General features: G+C 72.5%; 22 protein-coding genes. 11 read left to right on the plus strand and 11 right to left on the minus strand.

Annotated features, from left to right (window positions below):
• From ABD091_RS08385 to ABD091_RS08410, 6 genes are all read right to left on the minus strand, one after another.
• Positions 1 to 2212: HelD family protein (locus tag ABD091_RS08385; protein ID WP_343917308.1), on the minus strand; the 2212-nt coding region annotated here is incomplete at its 3' end.
• Positions 2213 to 2305: 93 nt separating this feature from the next.
• Complete coding sequence (locus ABD091_RS08390; protein ID WP_343917310.1) at positions 2306 to 2479, minus strand: hypothetical protein; 174 nt, start codon at positions 2477 to 2479, stop codon at positions 2306 to 2308.
• Positions 2480 to 2558: 79 nt separating this feature from the next.
• Positions 2559 to 3854, minus strand: a complete 1296-nt coding sequence (locus ABD091_RS08395) for a hypothetical protein (protein ID WP_343917312.1) — start codon at positions 3852 to 3854, stop codon at positions 2559 to 2561.
• On the minus strand, positions 3854 to 4366 hold the full coding sequence (locus ABD091_RS08400) for a SigE family RNA polymerase sigma factor (RefSeq protein WP_343917314.1): 513 nt from the start codon (positions 4364 to 4366) through the stop codon (positions 3854 to 3856). The genes ABD091_RS08395 and ABD091_RS08400 overlap by 1 nt, the downstream gene beginning before the upstream one ends.
• Positions 4367 to 4402: 36 nt before the next feature.
• Positions 4403 to 5152 (minus strand): enoyl-CoA hydratase-related protein, encoded by a 750-nt coding sequence (locus ABD091_RS08405; RefSeq protein ID WP_343917316.1) that lies wholly within the window; start codon positions 5150 to 5152, stop codon positions 4403 to 4405.
• 48 nt (positions 5153 to 5200) lie between these two features.
• Positions 5201 to 5962, minus strand: a complete 762-nt coding sequence (locus tag ABD091_RS08410; RefSeq protein ID WP_343917318.1) for an SDR family NAD(P)-dependent oxidoreductase — start codon at positions 5960 to 5962, stop codon at positions 5201 to 5203.
• 60 nt (positions 5963 to 6022) lie between these two features.
• Between ABD091_RS08410 and ABD091_RS08415 the strand changes: the two genes are divergently transcribed.
• The 9 genes from ABD091_RS08415 to ABD091_RS08455 all read left to right on the plus strand — a co-directional run bounded on the left by ABD091_RS08415 (position 6023) and on the right by ABD091_RS08455 (position 16372).
• The gene (locus tag ABD091_RS08415; RefSeq protein ID WP_343917320.1) at positions 6023 to 7270 is read left to right on the plus strand and encodes an HNH endonuclease signature motif containing protein; all 1248 of its coding nucleotides are present in this window, start codon (positions 6023 to 6025) and stop codon (positions 7268 to 7270) included.
• A gap of 42 nt (positions 7271 to 7312) precedes the next feature.
• On the plus strand, positions 7313 to 8845 hold the full coding sequence (locus ABD091_RS08420) for a molybdopterin-dependent oxidoreductase (RefSeq protein ID WP_343917322.1): 1533 nt from the start codon (positions 7313 to 7315) through the stop codon (positions 8843 to 8845).
• Positions 8846 to 8947: 102 nt separating this feature from the next.
• A complete protein-coding gene (locus ABD091_RS08425) occupies positions 8948 to 9607 on the plus strand; it encodes a fasciclin domain-containing protein (RefSeq protein WP_343917324.1) in 660 nt (219 codons plus the stop codon).
• A gap of 33 nt (positions 9608 to 9640) precedes the next feature.
• On the plus strand, positions 9641 to 10252 hold the full coding sequence (sigK, locus tag ABD091_RS08430; protein WP_343917326.1) for an ECF RNA polymerase sigma factor SigK: 612 nt from the start codon (positions 9641 to 9643) through the stop codon (positions 10250 to 10252).
• A complete protein-coding gene (locus tag ABD091_RS08435) occupies positions 10249 to 10980 on the plus strand; it encodes an anti-sigma factor (protein WP_343917328.1) in 732 nt (243 codons plus the stop codon). The genes sigK and ABD091_RS08435 overlap by 4 nt, the downstream gene beginning before the upstream one ends.
• Positions 10980 to 12989: an FAD-dependent oxidoreductase gene (locus tag ABD091_RS08440; protein ID WP_343917330.1), complete on the plus strand. Its 2010-nt coding sequence runs from the start codon at positions 10980 to 10982 to the stop codon at positions 12987 to 12989. Before ABD091_RS08435 ends, ABD091_RS08440 begins: the two co-directional genes overlap by 1 nt.
• Positions 12986 to 14281, plus strand: coding sequence for a class I SAM-dependent methyltransferase (locus ABD091_RS08445; protein ID WP_343917332.1), 1296 nt, complete (start codon positions 12986 to 12988; stop codon positions 14279 to 14281). Before ABD091_RS08440 ends, ABD091_RS08445 begins: the two co-directional genes overlap by 4 nt.
• Entirely contained in the window at positions 14278 to 15573 is a 1296-nt protein-coding gene (locus tag ABD091_RS08450; RefSeq protein ID WP_343917334.1) for a class I SAM-dependent methyltransferase, read from the plus strand. The genes ABD091_RS08445 and ABD091_RS08450 overlap by 4 nt, the downstream gene beginning before the upstream one ends.
• Before the next feature lie 10 nt (positions 15574 to 15583).
• Positions 15584 to 16372 (plus strand): DUF1295 domain-containing protein, encoded by a 789-nt coding sequence (locus tag ABD091_RS08455; RefSeq protein WP_343917336.1) that lies wholly within the window; start codon positions 15584 to 15586, stop codon positions 16370 to 16372.
• A gap of 55 nt (positions 16373 to 16427) precedes the next feature.
• Here the strand turns inward: ABD091_RS08455 and ABD091_RS08460 are convergent, their stop codons facing one another.
• Genes ABD091_RS08460 through ABD091_RS08475 form a run of 4 tightly spaced genes read right to left on the minus strand, consistent with a single transcriptional unit; the run spans position 16428 to position 18643 of the window.
• A complete protein-coding gene (locus tag ABD091_RS08460; protein ID WP_343917338.1) occupies positions 16428 to 16607 on the minus strand; it encodes a hypothetical protein in 180 nt (59 codons plus the stop codon).
• Positions 16608 to 16637: 30 nt separating this feature from the next.
• A complete protein-coding gene (locus tag ABD091_RS08465; RefSeq protein WP_343917340.1) occupies positions 16638 to 16790 on the minus strand; it encodes a hypothetical protein in 153 nt (50 codons plus the stop codon).
• 60 nt (positions 16791 to 16850) lie between these two features.
• Complete coding sequence (locus tag ABD091_RS08470) at positions 16851 to 17510, minus strand: response regulator (protein ID WP_343917342.1); 660 nt, start codon at positions 17508 to 17510, stop codon at positions 16851 to 16853.
• The gene (locus ABD091_RS08475) at positions 17507 to 18643 is read right to left on the minus strand and encodes a sensor histidine kinase (protein ID WP_343917344.1); all 1137 of its coding nucleotides are present in this window, start codon (positions 18641 to 18643) and stop codon (positions 17507 to 17509) included. Before ABD091_RS08475 ends, ABD091_RS08470 begins: the two co-directional genes overlap by 4 nt.
• 107 nt (positions 18644 to 18750) lie before the next feature.
• Between ABD091_RS08475 and ABD091_RS08480 the strand changes: the two genes are divergently transcribed.
• Both ABD091_RS08480 and ABD091_RS08485 read left to right on the plus strand, forming a co-directional pair.
• A complete protein-coding gene (locus ABD091_RS08480; protein ID WP_343917346.1) occupies positions 18751 to 19206 on the plus strand; it encodes a DUF6326 family protein in 456 nt (151 codons plus the stop codon).
• Positions 19207 to 19242: 36 nt separating this feature from the next.
• Complete coding sequence (locus ABD091_RS08485; RefSeq protein ID WP_343917348.1) at positions 19243 to 19656, plus strand: pyridoxamine 5'-phosphate oxidase family protein; 414 nt, start codon at positions 19243 to 19245, stop codon at positions 19654 to 19656.
• Between the two features lie 68 nt (positions 19657 to 19724).
• Here the strand turns inward: ABD091_RS08485 and ABD091_RS08490 are convergent, their stop codons facing one another.
• Positions 19725 to 20735, minus strand: a complete 1011-nt coding sequence (locus tag ABD091_RS08490; RefSeq protein WP_343917350.1) for a YihY/virulence factor BrkB family protein — start codon at positions 20733 to 20735, stop codon at positions 19725 to 19727.
• Positions 20736 to 20750 lie beyond the last annotated feature (15 nt).

The following is a 20750-nucleotide window of genomic DNA, read 5'->3' on the forward strand; positions in this document are numbered from 1 at the left end:
AGGAGACGGTGGTGAGGAGCTGGGTGGCGCGGGTGAGGACGACGTAGAGGGTGGCGCGGCCGGTCGCGGACTCGTCCTCGATCTCCTGGGGGCGGACCACGACGATGCCGTCAAACTCCAGGCCCTTGGTGTCGAGGCCGGTGAGGACGACGACCCGGTCGTCGCCCGACGGCGTGACCGAGGAGTCGACCGCGGCGCGCGCACCCCGGGCGTCGTCGGCGAGCTCGGGCCAGGACGCCAGCCAGGCGTTGACCTCCGACCGGCGGGCGACGGGCACGACGATGCCGACGGTGCCCTCGACCTGCTCGGCGACCACTGCCACCTCGGCGCGTACGGCCGACTCGAGGTCGGCGACCCCCTCGACCACCCGGGGGTCGAGGCCGGTCGACCGCACCGCCGTCGGGAGGTCGGCGTCGAGGCCGACCCGCTCGGCGTACGCCGCGGCGTGGGCGTAGATCTCGGAGGAGTTGCGGTAGTTGGTCGAGAGGTGGAAGTCGTGCTGCTGCTTGCCCTCGATCGCGGCGGCGCGGGCGGCCGCTGCCTCCTCGGGCACCGGCCACGACGACTGTGCCGGGTCGCCGACGATCGTCCAGGTGGCGGTGCGGCCGCGGCGGCCGACCATCCGCCACTGCATCGGGGTGAGGTCCTGCGCCTCGTCGATGAGGACGTGGGCGTAGCCGTCGTCCTCGACCCGGTGGGTCGGCGGCGTCCATGCGCGCCCGGTCGGGGCGTACTCGCGGTCGGCGGCTGTCGTCAGCTCCTGGAGGTCGGAGCCGGCGAGGTGCTCGTCGTCGCCGGCCCACTGCTCGACCTCGTGCCGGGCCGGCACGTCGCCGAGCAGGTAGCGAAGCTCGTCGATGAGCGGGACGTCGTCGATCGAGAGCGAGCCGTCGTCGGCGAACGACTTCGCCAGCAGCCGCTGCTCCTCCTCGGTGAGCACACCCTCGGCGACCCGGGCGAGCAGCTCGGGGTCGCGCAACCAACCGTAGACGTCGGTCGCGGTCAGCGGCGGCCACCAGCTGGAGGCGAAGTCGACGAAGTCCTGCCTGCCGAGCATCTCGTCCTCGAACGCCTCGCGACCCCGCTCGCGGCCGCGCTCGCCGCGGACCTGGCGCCACATGGCGTCGAGCAGGGACGACGCGATCCGCGTCAGCTGGCGGTTGCGCTGGCCGTTGGACATCAGCTGCCGGCGCAGCCGGCCGAGCTCGCCCCGGTCGAGCCGGATGACGTCGTCGCGGAAGAAGACGCGGAACTCGGTGGGGCTGCCTGGCGCCTGCTGCCGCGACGTGCGCCGCATCAGCTCGGCCATCTTCGAGGCGCCCTTGAGGCCGGCCACCGCGGGCTCGTCGTGGCGGGTCGTGCGGAGGCCGTCGACGACCTCGCCGAGCGAGCGCAGCGCCACGGCGGTCTCGCCGAGGGAGGGCAGCACCCGCTCGATGTAGCGCATGAAGACGCCGCTGGGCCCGACGACGAGGACGCCGCCGGACTCGTAGCGACGGCGGTCGGTGTAGAGCAGGTAGGCCGCGCGGTGGAGCGCGACGACGGTCTTGCCGGTGCCGGGACCGCCGGAGATCGACACCACGCCCTTGGCGGGCGCGCGGATCGCCTTGTCCTGCTCGGCCTGGATCGTCGCGACGATCGAGTGCATCGAGCGGTCGCGGGCGCGGGAGAGCTGGGCCATCAGCGCGCCCTCGCCGACGACGGGCAGGTCGGTCTCGACCGAGTCGTCGAGGAGCTCGTCCTCGACGCCGATGACCTGGGGGCCGGTGCAGCGCAGCACGCGGCGGCGTACGACGCCGTGGGGCTCGGCCGCCGTCGCCTGGTAGAAGACGGCGGCCGCGGGGGCTCGCCAGTCGATCAGCAGCGCGTCGCGCTGCTCGTCGCGCAGGCCGATGCGGCCGATGTAGCGCGGTTCGGGGTCGAGCTCCTCGCGCAGGTCGATCCGGCCGAAGACGAGGCCCTCGTGGGCCGCGTCGAGCTGGGCGATGCGGCGGGCGGCCTGGAAGACCATGGCGTCGCGCTCGACGAGGCCGCCCTCGTGGCCCAGGCTTCCGCGGCCGTAGCCCTCCTTCGCCAGCTCGGCGGCCGCGCTGGTCGAACGGCGCAGCTGGACGTGGACGCGGTCGACCACCGCCTGCTCGGCGGCGACCTCACGCTGAGCGACCTCGCTGGTGTGCGAGGTCGTCGTGCTGCTGGTGGCGCTGTCGTTCAAGTCCCTGCTCCCCGTGGTGCCCGGATGCGGCGAGTCGACAAGCCTACAAGCCCGGACCCGCGGGAAAGCATTCCCCGGAAAGGGTGGGACGGGTCAGAACGGACCCATCGTGTTGTTCTGCTGGGCGTGGAGGTTGGAGTAGAGGTGGGCCTGCGCGTGGTCGCCGTGGTCACGCAGCTCTCCGCGGGCGGTCCCGCCCCGGTTCCTCCGCGCCGCCAGGCCCGCCACCAGCGCGAGCAGCACCAGTCCTCCGATCACGAACCACATGGTTCCCACCTGCCTTTCCCCGTCGTGTGCCCCGGAGGGCCTTCCACCAAGTATGACGCGGGCGCCTGACGCAATGGGGTCAGTCGATCCGCTCGTAGAGCGCGAGGCCCAACGAGCCGCGCTCGCCGAGCGGCTTGCGGGTGGTCACCTGCGCCGACCCGCCCGGGGGCAGGACGCCGATCGTGCTTGACCCACCGAGTCCGCCCGAGCTGCGGGTGACCCCGTCGTCGCCGACTCCCCGCATCGTGACCATGCCGGCGGTCCGATGGTGAGAGCCGACTGCCAGCAGCAGTCCGTCCGTCGTGTTCGTGTAGGCGACACGCCTCTCGCCCACCGTGGCCTCCGCCGAGTCGACGAACCTCCACTCGTGGCCTTCGTGCTCGATGTGGGGTGCCATGTCCCAGCCACCGACGACGACCGCGGGATCGGCGACGTCGTAGAGGCCCAGCGCCAACCGGGAGCCCTCGAACGCGATCGGGTCGCCGTCGACGCCGCGGGCCACCCACATCCGGACCTCGACCTGCTCCCCCGGAGCCGGAAGGTGCGGGGCCTCGAGGAACTGGGCGTCACCGGTCGCCGGGTCGAAGTCGTCGTGGTCGCAGCCGCCGCTCCCGACCCCGCCGTCGCCGTCGACGGAGATGACGACCCACAGGTCCTCGTCGCGGTCGCTGGGGACGCCTTGGCAGAACTCGGCGACCCTCATCCGCTGGTTCTCGGGCACCGTCGCGGTGACGGTCAGCACGGCCTCACCCTCGGACAGCGCCCCGGCCGCGACCAGCTGCTCGGAGCCGACCTCCTGCCGGAAGGTGATGTCACGGCCCACCGTGGTCCCGGCCGGAAGCACGTCGTCGTCGAGCTCGTAGACGGCGATCGCCGTCGGCTCGCCACCTCCGCGGACCGCCCACCGCCCGGACTCACCCGGGGAGACGTAGGTGAAGTCGTCGAAGGCTGTCCGCTCCGACGGCGTCTCCTGCCCCTCGACGGCGGTGTACAGGGTCACGTCGTCGGCTGCGCTGGCCCAGCTCAACAGCCGCGGGGTGTCGCTCGCGTCCAGCCGGACCGAGGCGTTGCCGTCGGCCTCCTCGACACCCTCGACGAAGCGGTAGGTGTAGCCGAGCGACCGCATGCTCGCGGGCGCGACCTGACCGATGAGCGTGCGGTCGGCGAGCTGCGGGTCGGTGTCCGACACCAGCCGCGGCGTGACGAGGGCGCCGGCCACGACGAGCGCCGCCGCGGTCGCGACCCCGGCGACGCGCCGGCGGCGTACGGCGACCGCGCGGCCGCGGACGGCGGCCGTCCGGGAGTGGACGACGTCGTCGTGGACGTCGTGAGCGTGGTGGTCGAGGGTGCGTCGCAGGTCGTCCAGGGTGTTCATCACAGCTCCCCCTCGGTCAGGGACGGGTCGATCCGCAGCGAGGCGAACGCCTTGCTGGTCTGGCTCTTCACGGTGCCGACGGTGATGCCGAGCAGGTCGGCGGTCTGCGCTTCGGTGAGGTCCTCGAAGTAGCGGAGGACGACGACGGCGCGCTGCCGCCGGGGCAGCCGGCCGATCGCGTCCCACAGGTCACCGGACTCGCCGACCCGGTCGTCGGCGTACGGCCGCTCGGGCAGCTCGTCGGTGGGGCGCTCGCCGTTCCACTTGCGCCGCCACCACGAGGAGTAGGTGTTGACGAGGATCTTGCGGACGTAGGGCTCGGGGTCGCCCTCGATCCGGCGCCACGCGAGGTAGGCCTTGGTGAGCGCGGTCTGGAGGAGGTCCTCGGCGAGCGCGTGGTCGCGCGTCAGCAGGTAGGCGGTGCGCAGCAGCGGTGCCGACCGGGCGGCGACGAAGTCGTCGAACGACGGACCCGTCACCGTGCCCTCCCCCGAGATCGTCATGGTGGTCATGCCCCCTCTACCGGGCGGGCACGGCCGATGGTTGCCCTACTGCTTCCTGCGGTTCAGGAACGCCGTCATCGCCTCGCGGGCCTCGTCGCTGGCGAAGAGCCGCGCGCTGAGGGCCGCCAGCTCGTCGCCGCGGGCGTCGAGCTTCTCGACGAGGTCGCGGTTGAGGATCGCCTTCGACTCGCGCAGCCCCTGCGCGGCCCCGGTCGTGAGGCTGGCGCAGAGCGCGTCGACCTCCTCGCGGAGGGAGTCGGCGGGGACCGCCCTCGTCACCAGCCCGTACGCCGCCGCGTCGGCGCCGCCGAAGACCTCGCCGCCGAGCGTGGTCAGCGCAGCGGCCCGCGGGTTCATGCGGTGGTGGACGGTCAGGCTGATGATCGCCGCGGCGAGCCCGAGCTTGACCTCGGTGAGGGCGAAGGTCGCCTCGTCGGCGACGACGGCCACGTCGGAGGCGGCGACCAGGCCGATCCCGCCGGCACGCACCGCGCCGAGCACCTCGGTGACGACCGGCTTCGACATCGTCAGGACCAGCCGCTGGAGCGCGACGATCCGCCGCGCGCCCTCCTCCATGCCCTCGCTGGTCGCCTCGGACAGGTCGGCACCGGAGCAGAAGACCCGGTCGGCCGACCGCACCAGCACCACCCGGACGTCGGCGTCGGCCTCCGCCGCCTCGAGGTGGCCGAACAGCTCGGTCACCAGCTGGCGGCTGAGCGCGTTCTTGTTGTGGGGCGAGTCGAGGGTGATCGTGGCGAGGGGACCCTCGACGGCGTAGTGCACCAGCTCAGTCATGGGCGTCATCCTGCCCGACCCGGGACCGGCACCGGCCGCCCGCCGACCTCAGATCACGCGACCGCGCGACCGGGCCGTCACGTCGCGCGCCTCGGGGTCCTGGCCGAGTGCGGCGCGGCCCCCGTCGACAGGTACGACGGTGCCGGTGACGAAGCTGGCGTCGCTCGAGAGCAGGTGGTCGACGACGGCGGCGACCTCGGCGCCCCGTCCGACGCGGCCCAGGGGGTGGAGCCTCCTGAGCTCGGCGTCCAGGGCGTCGTCGTAGCGCTCCGTGATGATCGAGCCCAGGGCCACGGCGTTGACGCGGATCCCTGCTGCTGCGTAGTCGACGGCCAGGGCCCGGGTGAGTCCCTCGACCGCCGCCTTGGCCGTCGAGTACGGAAGGGCTCCCGGGATCGCCCGCTGGGCCTGGTGCGAGGAGACGTTCACGATGGCGCCGTCGGTGCCGTCGAGCAGGAATCGTCGGATGGCCGCCCCGCTCCCGGCCACGGCCAGGCGCAGGTTCGCGGCGATCAGGTCGACGATCTCAGCCGCCGAGGTGTCGTGGACGGCGGCGTCGCGGAAGATCGCGGCATTGTTGACCCAGCCGCTCAGCAGGCCCGAGCTGGAGGCTCGGAGCACCGCCTCGTCCAGGGTGGCGTCGTCTGCCGCGTCACCCACCACGGACTCGACGCCGGCACGGGCCTCGGTCCAGCCCAGGTCGCCGGCCTCCCGGTCCACGACGATCACGTGACCGCGATCTGCCAGCCTCACGGCGATGGCCCGGCCGACGCCTCGAGCACCCCCCGTGACCACGTACGACGATGCCATGACCCCGCAGCCTATGCCGGGTCCTCGGCACTGTCAGTGGCCTCGCCTATCATCGAACACATGTTCGAATCGCTGCCAACCTCGACGGCCCAGCACCCGATCCAGCAGTGTGCGGGGGTGATCGGGCGTGCGCTCGACGAGGTGACGGAGGTCGACCCGCTCTACATGTCGCCCGCCGAGAAGCAGTCGGCGCTGCTGACCGTCCAGCGCGACCTCGACCGTCTCGCCGAGCTGCAGCTCCGGGTGCTCGCCACCGCCGACGACGTGGCGAAGGCGACTGGTGCTCGCGATGCCGGCAGCTGGCTGGCGACCACCGCCGGTCTCGACCGTCCGGAGGGACAGCGCCGGCGCCGTCTGGCCCTCGCGCTGCGCGACACGCAGCCGCTGCTCGCCGACGCCCTCCGCGGCGGAACGGTGACGGTCGACCAGGCCCACGTCATCCGGCGTGCGGTCGAGCAGCTGCCCGACGACCTCGACCCGGCGGTGCGTGAGCAGGCCCTCAAGCAGCTGGTCGCCGACGCCGCCGACCACAGTCCACGCCAGCTGCGCCGACTCGGCCGCAAGATCCTCGAGGTCGTCGCCCCGGAGGTCGCCGAGGAGCACGAGCGCAAGCTCGTCGAGCGGGAGGAGGCGCTTGCGCGCCGGCTGAGCTGGCTCACCATCCGTGACCTCGGCGACGGCACCAGCTCGATCCGCGGCCGGCTCTCGAGCGCGGCGGCGGGCCGACTCCGCACCTACCTCGACGCGATCGCCTCGCCCCGCCGCGACCAGGACGACGCCCGCGACGCCGACCGCGCGCCGTACGACGTGCGGCTCGGCCGGGCGTTCACCCACCTGCTCGAGCAGTGGGACCCCGCCCGGCTCCCGGTCCACGGAGGCGCCGCCACCACCGTCGTGGTGACGATCGACCTCGAGTCCCTCCACCAAGGGCTCGGGGTGGCCACCACCTCGTCCGGCGAGGTGATCAGTGCCGGCGAAGCTCGCCGCCTCGCCTGCTCGGCGGGCCTGCTGCCCCTCGTCCTCGGCGGCAACAGCGAGGTGCTCGACCTCGGGCGGACGCGGCGGCTCTTCAGCCCGGCCCAGCGCAAGGCCATGGTCGTGCGCGACCAGCACTGCCGCGCGGACGGTTGCGACGTGCCCGCCGCCTGGTGCGAGGCCCACCACCGCCACCCCTGGTCCGCGGGTGGCCGCACCGACCTCGCCGACGGGGTCCTGCTCTGCTCCTGGCACCACCACCGCGTGCACGACCCCGCCTACCGCCACCGACTCAGGCCCGACGGGAGCCTGACCTTCCACCGGCGCACCTAGGCCGACCCCCATCCCCTTCCCCCCTCGCTCCGAACACCACACATGCGACAGCGACTGCAGTACGCCTTCTTCGGGATCCTCAGCGCACTGGTGGGGATCGCGGCCGGCCACCTGGTGGCGGCGTTCCTCAACCCCGCTTCCTCCCCCGTGCTCGCCATCGGCTCGACGGTGATCGACCTGACGCCGACGCCGGTCAAGGAGTGGGCGGTGGCCCAGTTCGGCACCGCCGACAAGCCGATCCTCGTCGGGTCGGTCTCGGCCGGCGCGCTGCTGCTCGCGGCGGTCGGCGGCGTGCTCGCGCGACGGCGGTTCGCCCTCGGCGCGCTCGTCATCGTCGCGCTCGTCGCGCTCACCGGCCTGGCGGCGGTCCTGCGGCCGACCGCCGGCCCCCTCGACGCCGTCCCCGCCCTCGCCACCGCCCTCGCCGGCGTGGTTGCTCTGTGGTGGCTGACCACCGCAGCCGCAGCGTCCACGCAGACCAGCAGTGCGGAGTACGCGGAGGCGGAACCCGAGGGCACGGCCTCACGACGCGGGGTGCTGATCGCCGCCGGAGCGCTCGCCGCGGCCGCAGCGGTCATGGGCGGGGTGGGCCGCTGGGTGACGAGCCTGCGCACCGACCCGTCCGAGGTCGCACTCCCCGCCACCACCGACCCGGCCGGGTCGTTCCCGCAGGGCCTGGAGGGGAAGGTCGACGGCATCTCGCCGTTCCAGACCCCCAACGCCGACTTCTACCGGATCGACACCCGGCTCAGCCTGCCGACCGTCGACATCGACAGCTGGACCCTGACCGTCGACGGCGACGTCGACCAGCAGGTCACGCTCACCTTCGACGAGCTCACGCAGATGGACAACATCGAGCGCGACATCACGCTGACCTGCGTCTCCAACGACGTCGGCGGTCCCTACGTCGGCGGCGCGCGGTGGCTGGGCGTCAAGCTCACCGACGTCCTCGACCGCGCCGGTGTCGGCAGCGACTCCGACCAGATCCTCTGCACCGACGTCGACGGCATGACGATCAGCGTCCCGCTGAAGGTCGCCACCGACGGCCGCGACGCGATGCTCGCCTTCGGCATGAACGGCGAGGCGTTGCCCGTCGAGCACGGCTTCCCGGTGCGGATGGTCGTGCCCGGGCTCTACGGCTTCGTCAGCGCCTGCAAGTGGATCACCCGCATGACGCTCACGACGTACGACGCCCAGCAGGCCTACTGGACCGAGCGCGACTGGGCGATCGACGCCCCGATCAAGATCTCCAGCCGGATCGACACCCCGAAGTCCTTCGCGGAGATCGAGGCCGGTGACACCTTCATCGGCGGCGTCGCTTGGTCGCAGGGCGAGGGCGTCGACAAGGTCGAGGTCAAGATCGACGGTGGCGACTGGCAGGAGGCCAAGCTCGGCCCGTCGGCCGGGGTCGACTACTGGCGCCAGTGGTATCACCCGTGGAAGGCCGAGAGCGGCCAGCACACCCTCACCGTGCGCGCGACCAACGGCCAGGGAGAGGTGCAGTCGCCGGCCAAGGCGATGCCGTTCCCGAACGGCTCCAGTGGCTACCAGTCGATCATCACGCGCGTCTCCTGACGCCGTGACCCGACCGCGCGAACTTTCTCCAGATCCGACCAATCCGCCTGTCCCACAGGCCCGAACACCAGATGTTCCAACCGCAACGGAAGGTTTCCCGACATGACCCGCACGACTGTTCTCAAGAAGACCGGCCTGGCGGCTGCCGCCCTGGCCATCACGACCACCGGCCTCGCCGCCTGCGGCGCGGACGAGTCCGAGCCCACCAGCGGCTCCGAGGAGACCACCTCGCAGGACGAGACCCCGATGGAGGAGTCGCCCTCCGAGGACGCCGGCGAGATGGACCCGGCCGCCCTCCTCTACGGTGACGCCTGCAGCGAGGTTCCGACCTCCGGCGACGGCTCCGTCGAGGGCATGGCCACCGCGCCTGTCGCCTCTGCCGCCAGCGCCAACCCGCTGCTCTCCACCCTGGTCACCGCCGTGGGTGCGGCCGACCTGGTCGAGCCGCTCAACTCGGCTGAGGAGCTGACCGTCTTCGCGCCGGCCAACCCGGCCTTCGAGGCGTTCTCCAAGAAGCAGCTCAACGGCCTCCTGAAGGACAAGGAGACGCTGACCGCGGTCCTCACCCACCACGTGGTGCCCGAGCGCGTCGACCCCGCCGACCTCGGTGGCGAGTACGAGACGCTCAACGGCGACACGCTGACGATCAACGGCACCGGTGAAGAGGCCACCATCGGCGACGAGAAGGCCACCGTGCTCTGCGGCGGCGTCCAGACCGCCAACGCGACGGTCTACATCATCGACACCGTCATGATGCCCTGACCGACTCGCTCTGATACCTGTCAGGATCTAGCCGTGGACCATCTCCGCGCCGTACCGACCGGCGCCCCCGACGAGGGGGCGCCGGCGGTCGCGGGCGCCGCACATCTCGCCGACCTGCTCAAGCGGTCGGCGCGCGGCGACCAGGCCGCCTTCGCCGAGCTCTACGACGCCACGTCGGCGCGTGCCTACGGGCTCGCCCTCCGCGTCGTCCGCGACCCGGCGCAGGCGGAGGAGGTGGCCCAGGAGGCGTTCCTCGACGTGTGGCGGACAGCCAGCCGGTTCGACGCCACCAAGGGAAGCGCCGTGGGGTGGCTGCTCACGATCGTCCACCGCAAGGCGGTGGACCGGGTCAGGTCCGCGGAGGCAGCCAGCCGCCGCGACACGACCTTCCACCAGGACAACCAGCCGATCGCGCACGACGCGACGGCCGAGGCCGCGGAAGCCTCGATGGAAGCACGCCGGGTGCGCTCCGCACTCGACGACCTCACCGCCGTGCAGCGGGAGGCGCTCGAGCTTGCGTACTTCGGTGGCTACACGCACACGGAGGTGGCGACGATGCTGGACCTGCCGGTCGGCACCGCCAAGACGCGGATCAGGGACGGCCTGATCCGCCTGAGGGACTCGATGGGAGTGGGATCCGCATGAGCACCGACATCCATGCGCTCGTCGGCGCCTACGCCGTCGACGCCCTCGACGACCTCGAGCGCGCCCAGTTCGAGCGCCACCTCGCCGAGTGCCCCGCCTGCCAGGCCGAGGTCGCCGGGCTCCAGGAGGCCGCGGGCGTCATGGGGTCGCTCGCGACCACCCCGCCCCCGGCCTCGCTGCGCGACAGCGTCCTCGCCGGCATCACCACCGTCCGCCCGCTGCCGCCCGAGGTGCCGATGACGTCGGCCACCGCTCCCGCTCACAGTGGCCGGTCGCGATTTCGCCCGCGCCTTCTCGTCGCTGCTGCGGCCGCGGTGATCGTCGTCGGTGGCGGCGCCACCGCGATCGTCCAGCCCTGGCAGGACGACTCCTCGCAGGTCCAGCTCTCGGCCGGCGACCGGGTCCGGGCGGCGTCCGACGCCGAGACCTACACGCAGTCCTTCCCCGACGGCTCGAAGGCGACCCTGGTGCGCTCGCGCTCCCAGAACGCTGCCGTGCTCACGACCGTCGACATGGCGGACGCCCCGACCGGTTCGATCTACGAGCTGTGGCTGATCCACGACGACCAGATGGTGCCGGCCGGCCTGATGAACGGCGGTGACCACGAGGTCCTGCTCGAGGGCGACGCCGCGAGCGCCAACGGGTTCGGCATCACCGTCGAGCCCGACGGCGGGTCCGACGCGCCGACGTCTGATCCCATCGTCGCGGTCGAGTTCGAGAACGCCTGATGGCGGGCGCAGCACCACGACGGGTCGCCGTCGTCGGGTCCGGCGTGGCCGGGCTCGTGGCGGCGTACGTCGCGGCGAGGTCGGCCGAGGTCACGCTCTACGAGGCCGACGACCGGCTCGGCGGCCACGCCGACACGCACGAGGTCGCCGACCGTGGGCAGAGCCTGGCGATCGACACCGGCTTCATCGTCCACAACCGTCGGACCTACCCGACCCTGCTGCGCCTCTTCGCCGAGCTCGGCGTGGAGACCCAGCAGTCGGAGATGTCGCTGTCGGTCAGCGACGACGAGACCGGGCTGGAGTGGGCGGGCGCCCTGGGACCACGTGGGTTGTTCCCGGTCGCCGCCAACCTCCGCCGCCCGGCCTACCTGCGGATGCTGACCGAGATCCCGAAGTTCCACCGGCAGGCCAAGGCCCTGCTCGATTCCGGTGGCGACGGCTCCCCCGAACAGACCCTGCGCGAGTTCCTGCGCGAGGGAGGGTTCTCCGCCTACTTCGAGCGCCACTTCATGGAGCCCGTCGTCGCCGCGGTGTGGTCGACCGAGCCCGAGCGTGCACTGGAGTTCCCGGCGCGCTACCTCTTCACGTTCCTCCAGCACCACGGCATGCTCAGCGTCTTCGGGTCGCCGACCTGGCGGACGGTGACCGGCGGCTCGCGCGAGTACGTCGAGCGCGTGGCCGCCTCGTTGCCCGACGTCAGGACCGGCACGAAGGTCACCTCGGTCGTCGAGACCGCGACCGGGGTCGAGGTCACCGACGGCAACGGCCGGGTCGACGCCTTCGACGCCTGCGTCATCGCCGCCCACCCGGACCAGGCCCTCGCGATGCTGGCCGAGCCGACGCCGCTGCAGCGCGAGCTGCTGGAGGCGCTCCCCTACTCACCCAACAGCGCGCTGCTCCACACCGACACCTCGCTGCTGCCCGGCGCCGAGGGCGCGCGGGCCTCGTGGAACTTCCGCCGCGTCGCCGGCAAGTCCGGGGAGGTCACGGTCACCTACGACCTGACCCGGCTGCAGCGGCTCGACACCGACACCCACTACCTCGTGACGCTCGGCGGCGACGACCTCGTCGACCCCGACACCGTCATCGCCCGCCGCGACTACGCCCACCCGCTCTACACGCCCGAGTCGGTCGCCGCGCGCGAGCGGCTGCCGGAGATCTCGACCGACCGGCTCGCCTTCGCCGGGGCCTACCACGGCTGGGGGTTCCACGAGGACGGTGCGCGCTCCGGGCTGGCTGCCGCCGAGCGGATCGGCCTGTCCTGGGACTCCGAGCCGACGCACGAGGTCGAGGCCAACCGCGTCTACGCGACCACGATCACCCACACCCGCCGCCGGCCGTGGCGGCGTACGTTCACCCACCGGTCGCGGACCTGGCTGGTCGACGTCGACGACCTGCCCGACCACGGCCCGTTCGCGGTCGTGCGCGGCAGCTTCGAGGCGCGCGACCACCTCGGCGACGCCGACCGGACGATCCGCGAGAACGTCGACGCGTTCCTCGCCAGTGAGGGCGTGAGCCTCGACGGGGGTCGGGTCCTCATGGCGGCCATGCCGCGGGCGCTGGGCTACTGCTTCAACCCGATCAGCGTCTTCTGGTGCTTCGGCCCGGGTGGTGACCGCCGGGCCGTGGTGGTCGAGGTCCACAACACCTACGGCGACCGCCACGCCTACCTCGTCCACCCCGACCCCCAGGGCCGGGCGCGGACCGACAAGCAGATGTACGTCTCCCCCTTCCACGGCACCGGCGGCCACTACGAGCTCGCCGTGCCGGTGCCGGGCGAGCGCCTCGACGTCATGGTCACGCTCGTGACCGACGACGACGTCGACGGCGACGCCCGCTTCAGCGCCTCGCTCCGCGGCGAGGCCACCACCGAACGCGGCTGGCGGGCTGCACCCGCAGCCCTGCGCAGCAGCCTGCTGATCCGCCTCCACGGAGTCTGGCTGTGGCTGCGTAGGCTCCCCGTGCGGCCGCGCCCCGCCCATCACCAGGAAGGAGTGTCCCCCCGATGACACTCAGCGCCGATCGCGGCACCGACCGCACCGACTTCACCGCCTGGCCGGGTCTCCACGAGATCCCCGGCGGCCTGCGCAACCGCATCGCCTCCCCCGTCGCCCGCGGCCTGTTCCACGCCGCCGTCTCGCGCCTCGACGTCACGGTCGAGGTCGAGCACGGCCCGGGGCGCCGCGAGGTGCTGGGCCGTGGCGGGCCGGCCATGACCATCCACCGGCCCGACGAGTTCTACGCCCGGGTCGGCCGCGACGGCCTGATCGGCTTCGGCGAGGCCTACATGGTCGGCGCGTGGAGCGCCCCCGACCTCGGCGGCTTCCTCACGGTCCTCTCGGCCGAGATCGCGACGCTGGTGCCCGAGCGGCTGCAGCGCGCGCGGGCGTTCGTGGTCGCCAAGCGGCCCCACTTCCACCGCCCCGACGAGCAGCAGTCCCGCGAGCTGATCTCCCACCACTATGACCTGTCCAACGACCTGTTCCGGCTGTTCCTCGACCCGACGCTGAGCTATTCCTCCGCGCTCTTCGAGACCGACGCCCAGGGCCGGCCGGACTTCCCGGGCGACCTCGAGCAGGCCCAGGTCCGCAAGGTCGAGCGGCTGCTCGACGCCACCGGCGTCGGCGAGGGCAGCCGGGTCCTCGAGATCGGCACCGGCTGGGGCGAGCTCGCGATCCGTGCGGCCCGCCGCGGCGCCCACGTCCACTCCGTCACGCTCTCGACCGAGCAGCTCGAGCTCGCCCAGCGGCGGGTGGCCGAGGCCGGTGTCTCCGACCGGGTCGACATCGAGCTGTGCGACTACCGCGCGATCACCACCGCCCACCCGGGCCGCCAGTACGACGCCGTCGTGTCGGTGGAGATGATCGAGGCCGTCGGCGCGGAGTACTGGCAGTCCTACTTCGAGACCATCGACGAGGTCCTCGCGCCCGGCGGCAAGGCCGGCATCCAGGCGATCACGATGCCCCACGACCGGATGCTCGCGACCCGCGGCGGCTACACCTGGATCAACAAGTACATCTTCCCCGGCGGCTTCCTGCCCTCGGTCGACGTGATCGACCAGGTGACCCGCGACCACACCTCACTGCGGGTCAGCGACGACCACGCCTTCGGCCAGCACTACGCCGAGACGCTGCGCCAGTGGGACGAGCGCTTCCTCGCGGCCGGCGACGATGTGGCGGCCCTCGGTTTCGACGAGACCTTCGTCCGGATGTGGCACTTCTACCTCGAGTACTCCCGCGCCGGGTTCGCCTCCGGCTACATCGACGTCCACCAGCTCGTGCTCGACCGAGGAGACCAGTGACCCAGACCCAGACGCGCCCCACCACGACGGGCGTCGCCAGCCGGCTCGCCGAGGCCCTGCGGCCCTTCGTGGGCGGCGACCTGCCGGTCCACCTGACTGCGTGGGACGGGTCGACGGCCGGGCCGGAGGACGCCCCGCGGGTCGTGATCCGCACGCCGGACGCCGTGCGACGGATGGTCTGGCACCCCGGCGAGCTCGGAGCCGCCCAGGCCTACGTGACCGGCGAGCTCGACGTCGAGGGCGACCTGGGCGACGCGCTGACCCACGCGTTCGACGTCGCGCAGTCCCGCGGCCTGATGAACAAGAAGCCGTCGCCGTCGGCGATCGTGGCGGCCGTGAAGGTCGCGCGCGAGCTGGGCGTCCTCGGCCGGCCGCCGGCACCCCCGGCCTCGCAGGCCCAGATCAAGGGCCGGCTCCACAGCAAGCTGCGCGACCGGTCGGCGATCAGCCACCACTACGACCTCTCCAACGACTTCTACGAGCAGATCCTCGAGCCGGCGATGGCCTACTCCTGCGGCTACTACCGCGAGCCCGCGTCGGCGTCGTACGGCGTGGAGCAGGCGCAGCGCGACAAGCTCGACCTGGTGTGCCGCAAGCTCGGGCTCGAGCCCGGGATGCGGATGCTCGACGTCGGGTGCGGCTGGGGCTCGCTCTCGCTCCACGCGGCCGAGCGCTTCGGCGCCCGGGTGACCGGCGTGACGATCGCGGCAGAGCAGAAGCGCTTCATCGACGCCCGGATCGCCGAGCGCGGGCTGCAGGACCGGGTCGAGATCCGGCTCCAGGACTATCGCGAGGTGCCCGAGCGCGACCACTTCGACGCGGTCGGCTCGCTCGAGATGGGCGAGCACGTCGGCGAGGGCAACTACCCGACCTACGTCGAGGTGCTGCGACGCGCGGTGCGGCCCGGTGGCCGGGTGCTGGTCCAGCAGATGTCGCGGGCCGGCGGGCGCTGGCCGGGCGGCGGCCCCTTCATCGAGTCGTTCATCGCGCCCGACATGCACATGCGGCCGGTCGGCGAGACCGTGGCGTTCCTCGAGCGCGGCGGGCTGGAGGTGCGCGACGTCCACGCGATGCGCGAGCACTACGTGTGGACCGTGCAGGGCTGGCTCGACCGGTTCGAGCAGCACCAGGCCGAGCTGACCGCGCTGGTCGGCGAGGAGGTCGTGCGGGTGTGGCGGCTCTACCTCGTCGGGGGCATGCTCACCTTCCGCGACGGCCGGATGGGCGTCGACCAGATGCTGTGCGTGCGCCCGGGCGCCGACCACACGCTGGCGCCCGTGCGCGACTGGTAGACCTGACGACGTGGACTTCCTGACCGTCTCGGCGACGACGCTCGCCGTCGTCGTCCTGCTCATGGTGCTGACCGCGATCTGGTCGCGGGTCGTCGGCCGGGTGTCGGTCATCGACGTCACCTGGGGCTCGGCCTTCGTCGTCGTCGCCGTCGTCTGCGCACTGTTCGCGGGCGACTGGCGCTCGTGGCTGCTCGTCGCGCTGACCGGGGTGTGGGGAGGACGCCTCGCCTGGCACATCCTGAAACGCTCCCACGGCGCCGGAGAGGACCCCCGCTACGAGGAGCTGCTCGATGGCGGCGGCTTCGGGACGGCCGTCCGCAAGGTCTTCCTGGTCCAGGGACTGGCGATCTGGCTGATCTCGCTGCCGCTGCAGGCCGCGGCCGTCGTCGACGTCTGGGCCGTCTGGATCGTCGGCCTCGGCGTCGTGGTGTGGGCGGTCGGGCTCTACTTCGAGGTCGTCGGGGACGCCCAGCTGGCGGCGTACAAGGCCCGTCCGAAGGGCGAGAAACCGCCGGTCATGGACCAGGGACTCTGGGGCTGGACGCGCCACCCGAACTACTTCGGCGACGCCTGCCTGTGGTGGGGGCTGTGGCTGGTCGGCGGGCTCGCGTCCGGCTGGCTCCCCGGGCTGCTGACGGTCGTCGCCCCGATCGCGATGACCTTCTTCATCCGCAACGTCACCGGCGCCAAGCTGCTGGAGAAGACGATGTCGACGCGTCCGGGGTGGGACGAGTACGCCGCCCGCGTCCCCCTGTTCTTCCCGCGGCCGCCGCGGAGGGGTCGAGTCGCGGACCTGTGACACCCGAGTCGCGCGGGAGTGACGGGTCGGGCCGCCCGGATCCGCGACTCGACGGTTACACACCCGCGACTCGACGGCCCTTGTTCCGGGGGAAGACCTTGCGGAGCGTGGCGATCGCGACGACGGCGAGCACCACGTCGGCCAGGATGAACAGCGCCGACCCCACGTAGATCTCGTCGCTCATCTGCCCGCTGATCGTGCCGAAGTCCCAGAGGCCGTGGACCACCATCGGCACTACGAGGCCCCCCGCGTACCTACGTCCGGGCTACCACTCCTGGTCGCGGCTGAGCCGCTGCAGGTCGTCGATCTGGAACGAGAGGCTGGCGACCTCGTCGGGCTCGTCGGAGGCGACGGCAGCGTCCAGCTGCTGCCGCAGCTCCAGCAGCTGGCCCTGCACGTGTGTCTCGAACTCGGTCATGGGTCCCCCTGTGGTTCGCGCTGTTGACTCCTCAGACGCGCCAGACGTCCGTGAGGTTGCCTAGTGGTCGCCCCGGACCCGCCCGGTGTCGTGGGCCCACATCGCGATCTCGACGCGGTTGCGGGCGCCGAGCTTGGTCATGAGCGACGCGACGTGGGTCTTGACGGTGCTGAGGCCGACGTAGAGGTCGGCGGCGATCTCGGCGTTGGTCCGGCCCCGGGCCACCAGGGCCAGCACCTCCTCCTCCCGCTCGGTGATCGGGTCGACCGGCTGGACCGGTGTGCTCGGCACCCGGTCGGCGAAGGTCGTCAGGAGCCGGCGGGTGACGTTGGGGGCGATCAGGGCGTCCCCGGAGGCCGCCGCGTGGATCGCCTGCACGAGCAGCTCCGGCCCGGCGTCCTTGAGCAGGAAGCCACGGGCCCCGGCGCGCAGCGCACCGAGGACGTACTCATCGAGGTCGAAGGTCGTGATCACGACGACCGCCATCGGGTCGGTCACGTCGGGTCCGGCCAGGCGGCGCGTCACCTCGACGCCGTCGAGCCCGGGCATCCGGATGTCGACGAGGAGGACGTCGGGACGCAGCCGGGACGCCAGGTCGAGCGCCTCGAGCCCGTCGGCCGCCTCCCCCACGACCTCGACGTCGGGCTGCGCGCCGAGGATCATCACCAACCCGGTGCGGACCAGGTCCTGGTCGTCGGCGACCACGACACGGATGCTCACGGGAGCTCCCCGACCGGCAGCACGGCCTCGACCACCCAGCCGCCCTCGGGACCGGGACCCGCGGAGAACGACCCGCCCAGGAGCTCGGCACGCTCGGCCATGCCGAGCAGGCCGAACCCGGGCTCGGGGGCCGGTCCCTCGGCCCGCCCGTCGTCGACGACGCGCAGCACGACGGCCTCGCCCTCACGGCGTACGCCGATCCCGACGCGGGTCGCGCCCCGCGCGTGGCGCAGGGCGTTGGTCAGGGACTCCTGCGCGAGCCGGTAGAGCGCGGCGTCGACGGGCGGCGCCAGGCCCGTCACGTCGTCGTCGCGCGAGATCTCGACGGCCGGCGTGCCGTCCGGGCGCGCCAGGGCCGGCAGGTCCTCGGCACCCGGCTGCGGCGCGTAGGCGACGGCGTCGTCCTCGCGCAGCACCCGCACCATGGACCGCATCTCCGCCAGCGTCCGCGAGGCCTCGCCCTCGATCGCCGCCAGGACCTCGGCGGCCTTCTCGGGCTGCGTCGCGGCGACCACACCACCGGCCTGTGCCTGCACCGCGATGGCCGACACGTGGTGGGCGACCGTGTCGTGCAGCTCGCGGGCCAGCGCCACGCGCTCCTGGTTGCGGATCTCGCGCTGCCGGCGCTGCCAGAGGTCCGCCCGGGAGCGGAACACCGCCGCGAGCGCCATGACGAGGAGCAGCAGGACGGTCCCGCCGAAGACGTCGGTCCAGCCGCCCGCCGCGACGTACATGCCCAACGCGACGACGCCGGCCACGAAGCCCGTCCCCAGCACGATCTCGCGGCCCGAGCCCCACCGGACGAGGGCGTAGAGCACGACCAGGACGGCCATCATCGACCAGAGGCCGAGGTCGCCGGCGTCCGTGGTCAGCTGGAGGGCGGAGAGCACCCCGGCGAGGCCCCACCCGAGCAGGACCGCCGCGAGGGGTCGGGCCCGCCGCCAGAGCAGGGCCGGGACCAGCGCCAGTGCGGCCACCGTCACGAGGGCTCGCCAGGCGACATCGGGCCGTGCCACGCCCTCGACGACCGCGGCGACTGCGTAGCCGGAGACCAGCAGCCAGTCGTGGCGGCCGACGGGCGGGGCGTCAGCGGGTCGCGGCTCGTGCCAGAGGGAGCGCCAGAGCGTGACCACGGCGACAGCCTAGGGATCGGCGCGGCCCGGCGTACCGGCCGAAAGGAGGAGACAGGTCCGGCCTCGATGCGGAGGCGCACGGCAGCGCGCCCGGCGAGCGTGGACCCATGACCACCACCCTCGCTGACCAGCCCCTGTCCGTCCGAGCCAAGCTCGCCGCCGCGTGGACGAGCTTCATGTTCTTCTACGTCTACGTCGACGTCCTCGGCTTCTACACGCCCGGCACGGTCGAGGACATCCTCGACGGCCGGGTCTACGAGTTCGACCTCTCCCAGACCTTCTCGGTCTCGGCGCTGAGCGCCCTCGCCATCCCGATCTTCATGATCGTCGTGTCCACGACGCTGCCCGCCCGGGCGAACCGCCTCACCAACCTCGTCGTCGCCTCGCTCCTCGTCCCGTTCACGGTCTTCAACGTGGCCGGCGGGTTCTACCTCTGGTTCTACGGCCTCGGGGTCGTGCTCGAGCTGGTCCTGCTCGCGCTCGTCGTGCGGTGGTCCTGGACCTGGCCGCGCGCCACGATGCCTGCCCCGGCGTCGCCCGTGCGCACCCGCCAGCAGGCCTGAGGGCCGCCACGTGGCCGTCGCTGGCAGGATGGCCCCATGGCTTCGTGGACTCCAGGCTGGGACGACTTCCCGCCGTCCCTCCTGGAGTTCTGGACCGAACGCCACCTCTGCACCCTGACGACGCTCCGCCCTGACGGCCGGCCCCACGTCACCCCCGTCGGGGTGGCGCTCGACCTCGACGGTCGCTGCGCGTGGGTCATCACGTCCGAGTCCTCACGCAAGGCGATCAACGCCGCGGCCGACCCCCGGGTCGCCGCCTGCCAGGTCGACGGCCGGCGCTGGTCGACGATCGAGGGGACGGCCGAGGTGCGGACCGACTCCGAGTCGGTGGCGCGGGCCGAGGAGCAGTACGCAGCCCGCTACCGCACGCCGCGCCCGAACCCCTCGCGGGTGGCGCTGCGGATCGAGGTCGCCCGGTTCGTCCACTCCTCCGACTTCGTCACCGGGTAGCGCACCGCCGCAGCGACTCCCACCCGGTCGTCACTGGGTGCGCGACTCGGACGTCACAGACCCGCGACTCACCCCTCCTTGGGGAGCTGGGGGATCTCGTGGGTGTCGCCGTCGCGACCCTCGAACGTCACGGTGACGCTCTCGAAGCCCTTGTGCCGCTGGGTCTGCGCATACATCGCGTAGGCACGCCGGTCGGCGTCGGTGAGGTCGACGGCGTCGGTGAAGGGAGTCAGCAGCGCGCGCGGCCACAGGTGGCGCGCGAGCACGACGTTCACCTCGATGCCGAGCACGGCGATGATCGCGGCCACGAAGATCAGGCCGATCAGCCCGAGGACCAGGCCGAAGGTCTGGTTGAGCGAGTCGGTCTCGCCGAGCACGCGGCGGGCGTACGCCGCGCCGCCGAGCTGGAGCACCTGCCAGCCGATGGCCGTGACGATCGCCCCGGGCACGGCGCGCGCGACCCGGTGCTGGCGGGCGGCGGCCAGCCGGAAGAGCACCGTCAGCACGAAGGCGACCGCCAGGACGGTCCCGAGGGCGATCAGCAGCTGGATCAGGCCGTTGACGCGAGGACCGAAGACCTCGGTGTTGGTCCCGAGCGCGGAGAACACCGAGAGGCCGAGCACCCCGACGCCGGCCCCCAGGAGCAGCACCAGGCTCTTCAGCCGCATCAGGAACGGGTTCGGGCGCGAGTTGCGCGGCACCGCCCACGCCGTGTTCATCACGTTCTGGATCGCCTGGCCGAGGCCGAGGGCACCGTAGGTGGCGGCCAGGGCACCGACGACCACCGCGGCCACCGACCCCTGCAGGCCCTCCGGCCGGCCGAGCTGGTCGCCGATGATCGGGAACTGCGCGAGCGCCGAGGACAGGACCTCGTCCTGGAGCTCCGGTCGCCCCTGGAGGATGAAGCCGAAGATCGAGGAGGCGAGGAGCAGCAGCGGGAAGATCGCGACGAACGCGTAGTAGGTGATCATCGCGGCGAGGAAGTTGCCCTGGTCGTCGAAGAACTTGTAGATCACCGCCAGCGGCATCCCGAGGACCGGGTGGCGCCGCTGGAAGCGGTCGACCTTCCCGATTCCCATGGGTCCAGTGTGCCT

This window comes from Nocardioides aestuarii (assembly GCF_039527245.1).
In the GTDB taxonomy this organism is placed as follows: domain Bacteria; phylum Actinomycetota; class Actinomycetes; order Propionibacteriales; family Nocardioidaceae; genus Nocardioides; species Nocardioides aestuarii.

Excerpts from the sequence above, each read along its gene's own strand:
- ABD091_RS08410 (WP_343917318.1), bottom strand. The coding sequence starts at position 5,962 with ATGGCATCGTCGTACGTGGTCACGGGGGGTGCTCGAGGCGTCGGCCGG.
- ABD091_RS08420 (WP_343917322.1), top strand. The coding sequence starts at position 7,313 with ATGCGACAGCGACTGCAGTACGCCTTCTTCGGGATCCTCAGCGCACTG.
- ABD091_RS08435 (WP_343917328.1), top strand. The coding sequence starts at position 10,249 with ATGAGCACCGACATCCATGCGCTCGTCGGCGCCTACGCCGTCGACGCC.
- ABD091_RS08445 (WP_343917332.1), top strand. The coding sequence starts at position 12,986 with ATGACACTCAGCGCCGATCGCGGCACCGACCGCACCGACTTCACCGCC.
- ABD091_RS08390 (WP_343917310.1), bottom strand. The coding sequence starts at position 2,479 with ATGTGGTTCGTGATCGGAGGACTGGTGCTGCTCGCGCTGGTGGCGGGC.
- ABD091_RS08440 (WP_343917330.1), top strand. The coding sequence starts at position 10,980 with ATGGCGGGCGCAGCACCACGACGGGTCGCCGTCGTCGGGTCCGGCGTG.
- ABD091_RS08480 (WP_343917346.1), top strand. The coding sequence starts at position 18,751 with ATGACCACCACCCTCGCTGACCAGCCCCTGTCCGTCCGAGCCAAGCTC.
- ABD091_RS08415 (WP_343917320.1), top strand. The coding sequence starts at position 6,023 with ATGTTCGAATCGCTGCCAACCTCGACGGCCCAGCACCCGATCCAGCAG.
- ABD091_RS08425 (WP_343917324.1), top strand. The coding sequence starts at position 8,948 with ATGACCCGCACGACTGTTCTCAAGAAGACCGGCCTGGCGGCTGCCGCC.
- ABD091_RS08405 (WP_343917316.1), bottom strand. The coding sequence starts at position 5,152 with ATGACTGAGCTGGTGCACTACGCCGTCGAGGGTCCCCTCGCCACGATC.
- ABD091_RS08490 (WP_343917350.1), bottom strand. The coding sequence starts at position 20,735 with ATGGGAATCGGGAAGGTCGACCGCTTCCAGCGGCGCCACCCGGTCCTC.
- ABD091_RS08395 (WP_343917312.1), bottom strand. The coding sequence starts at position 3,854 with ATGAACACCCTGGACGACCTGCGACGCACCCTCGACCACCACGCTCAC.
- ABD091_RS08465 (WP_343917340.1), bottom strand. The coding sequence starts at position 16,790 with ATGACCGAGTTCGAGACACACGTGCAGGGCCAGCTGCTGGAGCTGCGG.
- ABD091_RS08400 (WP_343917314.1), bottom strand. The coding sequence starts at position 4,366 with ATGACCACCATGACGATCTCGGGGGAGGGCACGGTGACGGGTCCGTCG.
- ABD091_RS08485 (WP_343917348.1), top strand. The coding sequence starts at position 19,243 with ATGGCTTCGTGGACTCCAGGCTGGGACGACTTCCCGCCGTCCCTCCTG.